The sequence below is a fragment of the Ruegeria sp. HKCCA5491 genome (assembly GCF_013034565.1).
Classification (GTDB): Bacteria; Pseudomonadota; Alphaproteobacteria; order Rhodobacterales; family Rhodobacteraceae; genus Ruegeria.
This window is the reverse complement of the sequence record NZ_WQGG01000016.1, coordinates 109,777-117,603: the sequence shown is the minus strand read 5'-3', so window position 1 is coordinate 117,603 and position 7,827 is coordinate 109,777. Positions and strand designations below refer to the sequence as shown.

The following is a 7,827-nucleotide window of genomic DNA, read 5'->3' as shown; positions in this document are numbered from 1 at the left end:
AAACCCTCTCTTATCAAATCGACCTAAAATGTCCCATTGGCGCTGACGTCAGACAATCGTGGAACTGGCGTTTGTGACGCAGCAGATGGCCGACAATCGTATTCTTTGCATAATGACACCCGCCATCATCACGCACGTGAACGGATCGACAGGCCGAAACCCGACCCACCAGCACCAGCAGGAACTAAGCCGACAGATGCAGGCACTGGCCCGTGATCTGGGTCTGCGCACCAAGGATGGCATCGCCCTAGCTGCATCCGCGACCAAAGCACCATCGACCGCCGAAGCGGAGCCAGGAGCCGAGAACGTGACCAGCTTTGAAGCGTTCCTGAAGCAAGCCACCGGGGGGTAATGTGGTCCACCTACCATCGGACATCACCGAAACAGAAATGCGCCGTGCAAATGGCGGCAAGCCGCTGGACTGGCCGAATGATCCCCTGCATCGGATCGCCTATGCGCTTTGGCTGCGGTCGAACCTCAAGACCTTTGTGGAACAGGAACGGTTGAACCAAGCGTTCATGATGGGAAGCCACGGCAACCGAGACACCGCCATAAAGTACCAGCAAGCAATACGCACGCTGGTCAAGATCAACAGCATTCACGTCTATCACAATTGGCCGACCGGTCTGGAAGGCATCATCAAGCTGATCCAGACGGACCCTGACGACTGGCCAGCCACGCCGAAGCAATACGGATTGATATGACCAAGCGCACACGCAAACGACCGCCTAAGAGGTTCCGCAATGACAACACACCGCGATGCAATGTTGGCGGCAAGAGCAAGCAGGACGAAGCTAAGACAAGTCGACGAGGGTTTTTCAGCCTAGTCTAATTTTACCAATAGATTTCGTATGATGGCATCAGCAAACTCTGCTAGTCTGAATTGAGTTTCCTGTGCCACAGGGCTGGAGTTATTTCGGTTTACCGTCGGCGAAGGAGCAGTGCATAGATAGTGAGCCTAGGTCGCCCAGAAATTCAACTAATGCCGTGATCGAAACTTGCCTCGCTGTCCCATTAAACTCTACTTAACTCTAAGAAAGACGGCACAAAAATCTAAAATACAAGTGGTGAAAATGCGAAACAACCTAAGAGGCACTTTTGAAAGCCTGACTTGGTCTGGTCGGCGAAACAACCCACGATCAGGTCCGGGCTCGATCCTGAGAGCCACCGCTCCTTTACGCGAGGCACTTCCTCGTATTTTCGACAAACTAGAAGTAAAAACTTTTCTAGACGCACCGTGTGGCGACTGGAATTGGATGCAAAATGTAGATTTAGAAGGCCTTCATTACATTGGTGGTGACATCTCGCTAGAAGTCCTAGAAGATGTTAAACAAAAGCACGAGTCTTCGGCGCTAGAGTTCATTCATTTGGATAAAACCTCAGATTCCCTGCCAAAAGCAGATTTAATGCTGTGTAGAGATTGTTTGTTTCATTTGAAGTGGTGGCTGAGATGGGCTTTTTTTGAAAACTTTGTCGACAGCGATATTCCGTATCTACTTATGACAATGCATTTCGTTTCTAAAAACCCGCGATTGAACAGGAATGGTGGCTACAAGCGATTTAACCCGTGCGTAGCGCCGTTTAACCTTTGTCAGCCAATTCAAACTATCAGCGAGACTGGGGAAATCAACTTAGACCCTGAGTTTATGGCGACGAATAAAGGTAAGAATCAACGAGCCTTGGGCTTATGGTCACGAGAGCAGATCAAACAGGCGCTTGTGAGCCGAAAATCTTAGTTAAAATAGAAGAAGGTAACTTCAACCGTAATCTGGTTGGCAAACTGAAGCAATGTGGTGTGTTGCAACCCGATACGACAAGTGTCTAAGGTATTCCTGTCAATCGTATCTCTCACCGCACCGTCATCTGCTGGCTTTGAACCCAAACAAGTCCAGAACCCGGTTAACTTAGTTTGACAAAGCGCGGCATCGGATTCCAAGCGCCACACAAATACTCATTGAGCTCTGGGGACTGAACTATTCGTCTGCCTGCATTCGGCAAGAATGTCAGCTCGCCCAAATAGTATTGATTGCCAGTAATATATAGGTCCACGCGACAGTACTGATATTTGGAGCCGATCGCTCTCGCTAGTTCTTTTGCCGTGTCTGCACCTTCCGGCAACGGAACTTCATGCAAGTTTCTACGCAAAAAATTGTAAGGGAGATAGTTCAAGTCAGAATCATATACCGGATTGTGCCGCTCGTTTGTGCCTAGTCCAACGTCCATCTGCAATAAGACAGGTTCCCCGTTTATTACATGAAATCTGAAATCGGTTAGCGGCTCAATACCTCCGTCATTTAGGTCTCGCTCGATAAATGCTCGCCTGTCAATTAAATGATACCACCATTGAGAAGAGTACTTGCCGTGGTCAGTCGCCATCCATTTGTCTACGAGGGCTTGAGCTTCCGCTTTCGTAGAGTCATCGCATGGCAGTTCTAGACGAAGATTCATGGCGCTGCCATGATTTGCTTTTAAGAAGTACCTACCCGGCTCGATTCCATCGAAGTTAAGCTTTTCGTCGGGAGCCCACTCCCTTAGTACTGGAGCAGTACCAACCTTTTGAACTAGAGAGCTTGGAATGTGTTTTCCAACACTGAGTTTATCTGCAGGGTTAGTCAGTGGCATAGGCATAAGAAGCGAATGGAGAATGTTCATCGCTCCGAAGTCTTTCGCTGAAAGGAAATCCGGATATTCCCCGCGCTTACGAAGGTAACCTGCGATCCCCCGTCGAATGTGGCGAGCCCAACGTGCTCTGTTTAAGCTTGTACTTGCAATTCTGAATTTCTGCTTCGACACAGAGTCGAGTGTGGAATCAAGATTTTCATCGTACCACGCCTTGAAGTCTTCAAGATATTCAGGGAGATAGCTTAGGTATCGGTCGCCTATTTGTTTGCGGGAGCGTCTGTTGTAGAAGTGCTGCTCGACAAATGGCCGCAACGGGCGTCTCCCTAATTTCTATTTGTAGGCTTTGCGAAGCTTGATTACCTAGAGACCTCGAACTATTCAAGTTTCCAGAAAAAAAATCTAAGTAGAAACCGCAGCTATGCGTGACGGATTCTTTCTGGCAACGAAAGTTGTTCTGTGGAGCAATCGCTTTTCCCGGATGTCTATGTTTTTCCCATTTTTGTTGCGTTTATTTTTGACGGGTTGTTCTCGAAGTCATTATTGGTTGATGTTCAGAATACGTATGATCGAATGGTCACCCCAGCAAACGAACTTGCAACTGTCTAACTGACAATAGGGCATCATAGACAGAGACCAAACTTACTGCCACCAATCGTTCTGAAATCTCGATTTTTGGTTTTCTTTTGAAGTTCATATGTTTTGACGAACGGTTCTTTATCTTAGTGGGGCTATATGGTCATGTTGGCGAGAAACAAAGCGAAACCGATGTTGGATATTCCCGAGCTTTCAAAGAAACCGTCGAAGGACGGAAAAAATATATTTTTCTTCTAGGACCAGCCAGAACTCTTGTCAGAGATATATGCAGAAAACGTCGTTCAGATCGCGAGAGCAAATCCTGATTGGGCAACTGTGCTGGTCGGTGACAAGGTGGTGCTTGAGTTGTTGTCACAAACGCGGCCCATAATCGCGGAAGTATACCAGGACATTAGAATTCCAGCGTGTCGGTCAGACATTGGACGGCAACTGCTTCTTGAAGTCTATGGGGGCTGGTATTTAGATGTGGACATTAAATGTGAAGGACCGCTTGTTAACTTTAGTCTAGATCGCCCGATTGCAGTGTTTAGGGACGATAGGTTTCAGCTTGCGAAGCAATCCAGATTAACGAATAGTTTGCTTTTTATCCCGAAGGGTCATCCGTTGCCTAGTCTAATTCTGGACAAGGTTGAGCACCATATTGCTAACCGAAAGTACCTTTTCGATACACTTTCTTTCGCCGGTCCAAAACTTCTGTCATCAATTGCTTTGAAGCAGCCCGAAGGAAGCATTGACAGATTGAAAGCGACTGAATGGTTGAATGCAGAAGGCACGTTTTTTCAGGAGCTATCTTCCAACACGTCTTTTTCTTGGCGAATTCAGCAGCCCTTTGGGATCCTTCCTGTTGACGAGCCAAACTGGAGCAATTTTCCAAAAAAGCTGCGATGGAATCATGCACACTCTTTGAGGGAATATCTAGTGTCGCATGACCTTTCACACCTGGTTATGAAGATAGCCGAAGCCCGTCCAGATTATATGGAGAATAGAATTTTCGTTAAAATGATGGACGAATTCAGGTCCACAGGAAAACTAGGTTCTGGACTTTTTGAGGTTCAAAGTCAGTAGATGACGTTTGCGGCGATACTAGGTGCGCTGCGGTATTCATGCAGCGACTCTAGTCGGCGGCGTAGATCATACGGAATTGTTCGTGGCCACTTGCGCATGAATTTGTTCTACTATTGTTCTCATCGCTGTCAACGTAAGTTTGACACTGGGCGGGTGAGTCGTCCGTAAAACTAGCCCATATTGTCCATATTGCGGACTATACCGCACCCCGAACGCACCCCGAGGGGCGCACTCCCGACAAAGACGAGTCGATACAGACCTTAAAATATGATTTTTATGAAGATTTTGGTGGAGCCTAGGGGAGTCGAACCCCTGACCTCTTGCATGCCATGCAAGCGCTCTCCCAACTGAGCTAAGGCCCCATACAAGTACTGCCGAAGCAGTGGACGGACGTTTATGAGACAGTGGCGGTTAGCGCAAGTCCAAAAACAGGCTGAGTGACCAAAAACTTTCAGCCCGCCGTCCGGGACGGTTCGAGGCGGCGCGGGGCCGCCTCTGACCGGAATTAGTTTTCGTCCTCGGACGACATGTCAGTGATGTCGTCCAGCGAGACGTTATCATTGTCGTCGTCATCATCGTCCAGCAGATCGTCTTCCAGTTCAACGTCGACGTTGTCGTCATCATCCAGAACAATATCTTCATCCGACGCGTTCTCACGCGCTTTGGCCGATGCTGCGTCTTCCGCATCTGCGGCGATCATCCGGCTTTTGCCGGTTTCAAGCTCCACGATCTCGCCGGTATAGGGGCTAACGATCGGGTCCTTGTTCAGGTCATAAAACCGCTTACCGGTTGTCGGGCAAACGCGCTTTACACCCCATTCTTCCTTGGGCATGTCAATTCCCCTTGATATCAGGTGAGTCGTATCGACGATTCAGGTCACGTGCCACATGCGGCGGGTACTGTCAAAGCCTTTGAGCAGGAGAAACAGGCATATGGGAGATCACGCACTGCCCGGGACGCCTCCGGTGCCGCTGACATTGCGCAAGTCAGCACGGGCGCGACGGATCAGCCTGCGAATTTCCCAATTGGACGGGCGCGTTACACTGACTTACCCGCAAGGCGTACCAGAGGCCGAGGCGCTGAACTTTGCACGTATGAAAGAAGACTGGATCCGGCAACATCTTGAGGACAGACCGGAGCTGTCGGTTGTCCAGTTTGGTCAAAGTATCCCGGTCGAGGGCGTCGCACGGCGAATCGTTCCCGCCAGCGGACGTCGTGTGCAGATGGGCACTGATGAAATCGCAGTCCCAAAGGGCGCCGAGGCGCGACGTTTGGGCAGATTTCTCAAGGAACTGGCGCGGGATCGTCTTACCGGGGCGTGCGATGACTATGCGGCCATGTTGGGACGTCCGTATTCCAGCCTGACGATCCGGGATACGCGGTCCCGCTGGGGGTCGTGCAGTTCGACAGGTGGTTTGATGTTTTCTTGGCGGTTGATATTGGCCCCGTCCGATATCCTGCATTACGTCGCGGCGCATGAGGTTGCGCATTTGGCAGAAATGAACCACTCGCCCGCGTTTTGGGCGCAGGTTGAGCGCATTTTCGGGGACTACAAAGACCAAAGGCGGTGGCTGCGCGACAACGGGGCGCAGCTTCATCAGTATAGATTCGATACTGCCATGAGTTGACCGCAGGTCAGTTTGTGATCACATGGGGGCATGTTAAGCGCTCGTCCTTCAGAAACCCAAACAGCAACACATGACCGGGTTTACCGTGCCCTGCGCGCCCGTATCATGCACGGTGAGATTTCGCCGGGTCAGGCCCTGACTTTGCGCGGGATCGGCAAAGAGTTTGGTGTTTCGATGACCCCGGCGCGCGAAGCGGTGCGGCGTCTGGCAGCCGAAGGCGCGCTGTTTCTGTCCTCATCCGGCCGTGTCTCGACGCCCGAGTTGACGAATGACCGGATCGAAGAGCTGGCGGCCCTGCGCGCCCTGCTTGAGGTTGAACTGGCAAGCCGCGCTTTGCCTCGGGCGCATATGGCTTTGATCGACCGGCTTCAAAGCATCAACATGAACGTGGCTGAAATGGTCACCAAACGCGATGCTGTCGGCTATATCCGGACCAATCTTGAGTTTCACCGGACCCTTTACCTGAGGGCGCAGGCACCCGCGATGCTGGCCATAGCCGAAACCGTCTGGCTGCAATTGGGACCGACGATGCGCGCTTTGTATGGTCGTTTGCGCCGGACCGAGCCGCCGCATTACCACAAGCTGATCATTGCCGCGCTCAAGGCCGGGGATGAACCCGGTTTGCGCCTCGCGGTGCGCTCGGATGTCACGCAGGGCCTGAGGATGCTGGTCAGCTAGGCGACTTGTCGCCGAGCGCCCTGCGTCTGCTCTGACCTGGTTCGTCGTTCTGGTTTAGGGCGCGGCTCTGTTGTACTCTGGACCAAATCACAACAAGAGCAGATTTCAGCCATGATCAATCGTCGAGTATTTTCTGTCGGCCTCGGGTCCGCCCTTTTGACTGCATGTTCCGCAGGGACGCAGTCCAATGCACCTGCATCGCGAATGCGGGCCGTTCCGAACTCGGGCTGGGATGCCTGGGTGGCCGGTTTCAAAGGCCGCGCGGCCGCGCAGGGCATTTCGCAATCCACAATCAATCGGGCCTTTCAGGGGGCGGGTTATTTGCCTGACGTGATCGAACGCGATCGCAATCAGGTTGAGTTCAAGCGCTCGCTCGAAGACTATCTGGCTATCGCCGCCTCGGATGAGCGGATTGAGACGGGTCAGCAGATGATGGTCCGCCACGCCGCGACGTTGTCCAAGATTGAAGCGCAATACGGTGTCGACAAAGAGGTTATCGTTGCGGTCTGGGGGCTTGAAAGCCGCTATGGTGCCCGCCGTGGTGATGTGCCCTTGATCTCGGCGACCTCGACACTGGCTTATGACGGGCGGCGGGGTGCATTCTTTGAAAAGCAATTGATTGCGGCCCTGCAGATCATTCAGGAGGGCGACACGACGCCCGACAAGATGACTGGAAGCTGGGCAGGCGCAATGGGCCACACCCAGTTCATTCCGACCTCGTACCTTGCCTATGCGGTGGATTTCACCGGCGATGGACGGCGTGATATCTGGTCTGATGACCCAACAGATTCACTTGCTTCTACAGCGGCATATCTGGCCCGCGCGGGATGGGTGCGCGGGCAGCCTTGGGGTGGCGAGGTTGGAACAGTCTCGGGCACGCCGGTCGCGGTTCTGCAGCCGCAAAAGCCGGGGCCGCGTATTGCTGTTTTCCGCAATTTTCAGGTGATCAAGCGGTATAATAATTCGGACAGCTATGCGATTGGCGTCGGGCACTTGTCCGACCGGATCGCTGGCGGTGCGCCGTTCCAGGCATCGTTCGGGCCGGATGCCGCGGGTTTGACGCTGGAAGATCGCAAGGAACTGCAACGCCGATTGACTGCCGCCGGGTATGATACGCAGGGCGCAGACGGTGTGATCGGGAATAACACGAAATCCGCCATCAGCGCCTATCAGGGCGCCAAGGGCCTGCCAGTGACGGGCGAACCCTCGGTGGCGCTGTTGCGGCAGTTGGGGGGCTAGG

9 protein-coding genes and 1 tRNA gene are annotated in these 7,827 nt (G+C 52.4%); 7 read left to right on the top strand and 3 right to left on the bottom strand.

Going from position 1 to position 7,827, the window contains the following annotated elements; all coding sequences use genetic code 11:
- Positions 1-58: 58 nt before the first annotated feature.
- From GOV88_RS19240 to GOV88_RS19230, 3 genes are all read left to right on the top strand, one after another.
- Positions 59-352, top strand: coding sequence for a hypothetical protein (locus GOV88_RS19240; protein ID WP_171241414.1), 294 nt, complete (start codon positions 59-61; stop codon positions 350-352).
- A 1-nt stretch (position 353) separates the two neighbouring features.
- Positions 354-704 (top strand): hypothetical protein, encoded by a 351-nt coding sequence (locus GOV88_RS19235; RefSeq protein ID WP_171241413.1) that lies wholly within the window; start codon positions 354-356, stop codon positions 702-704.
- A gap of 369 nt (positions 705-1,073) precedes the next feature.
- A complete protein-coding gene (locus GOV88_RS19230; protein ID WP_171241412.1) occupies positions 1,074-1,736 on the top strand; it encodes a hypothetical protein in 663 nt (220 codons plus the stop codon).
- Between the two features lie 163 nt (positions 1,737-1,899).
- Here the strand turns inward: GOV88_RS19230 and GOV88_RS19225 are convergent, their stop codons facing one another.
- Positions 1,900-2,934, bottom strand: coding sequence for an ATP-grasp fold amidoligase family protein (locus GOV88_RS19225; protein WP_171241411.1), 1,035 nt, complete (start codon positions 2,932-2,934; stop codon positions 1,900-1,902).
- Positions 2,935-3,468: 534 nt separating this feature from the next.
- On the opposite strand from GOV88_RS19225, the gene GOV88_RS19220 reads away from it, so the two are divergent.
- Positions 3,469-4,281, top strand: a complete 813-nt coding sequence (locus GOV88_RS19220; RefSeq protein WP_171241410.1) for a glycosyltransferase — start codon at positions 3,469-3,471, stop codon at positions 4,279-4,281.
- 286 nt (positions 4,282-4,567) lie between these two features.
- Here the strand turns inward: GOV88_RS19220 and GOV88_RS19215 are convergent.
- Together GOV88_RS19215 and GOV88_RS19210 are read right to left on the bottom strand one after the other, a co-directional pair.
- Positions 4,568-4,643, bottom strand: a tRNA-Ala gene (locus GOV88_RS19215).
- A gap of 143 nt (positions 4,644-4,786) precedes the next feature.
- Positions 4,787-5,113: a TIGR02300 family protein gene (locus GOV88_RS19210; RefSeq protein ID WP_171212666.1), complete on the bottom strand. Its 327-nt coding sequence runs from the start codon at positions 5,111-5,113 to the stop codon at positions 4,787-4,789.
- A 100-nt stretch (positions 5,114-5,213) separates the two neighbouring features.
- Between GOV88_RS19210 and GOV88_RS19205 the strand changes: the two genes are divergently transcribed.
- The 3 genes from GOV88_RS19205 (at position 5,214) to GOV88_RS19195 (ending at position 7,826) form a co-directional block, all read left to right on the top strand.
- The gene (locus GOV88_RS19205; RefSeq protein WP_171241409.1) at positions 5,214-5,909 is read left to right on the top strand and encodes a M48 family metallopeptidase; all 696 of its coding nucleotides are present in this window, start codon (positions 5,214-5,216) and stop codon (positions 5,907-5,909) included.
- A 30-nt stretch (positions 5,910-5,939) separates the two neighbouring features.
- Positions 5,940-6,587 carry a GntR family transcriptional regulator gene (locus tag GOV88_RS19200; protein ID WP_171125422.1) on the top strand — a complete coding sequence of 216 codons (648 nt, stop codon included), beginning with the start codon at positions 5,940-5,942 and terminating at the stop codon, positions 6,585-6,587.
- A 111-nt stretch (positions 6,588-6,698) separates the two neighbouring features.
- Positions 6,699-7,826 (top strand): lytic murein transglycosylase, encoded by a 1,128-nt coding sequence (locus GOV88_RS19195; RefSeq protein ID WP_171241408.1) that lies wholly within the window; start codon positions 6,699-6,701, stop codon positions 7,824-7,826.
- Position 7,827: the final 1 nt, after the last annotated feature.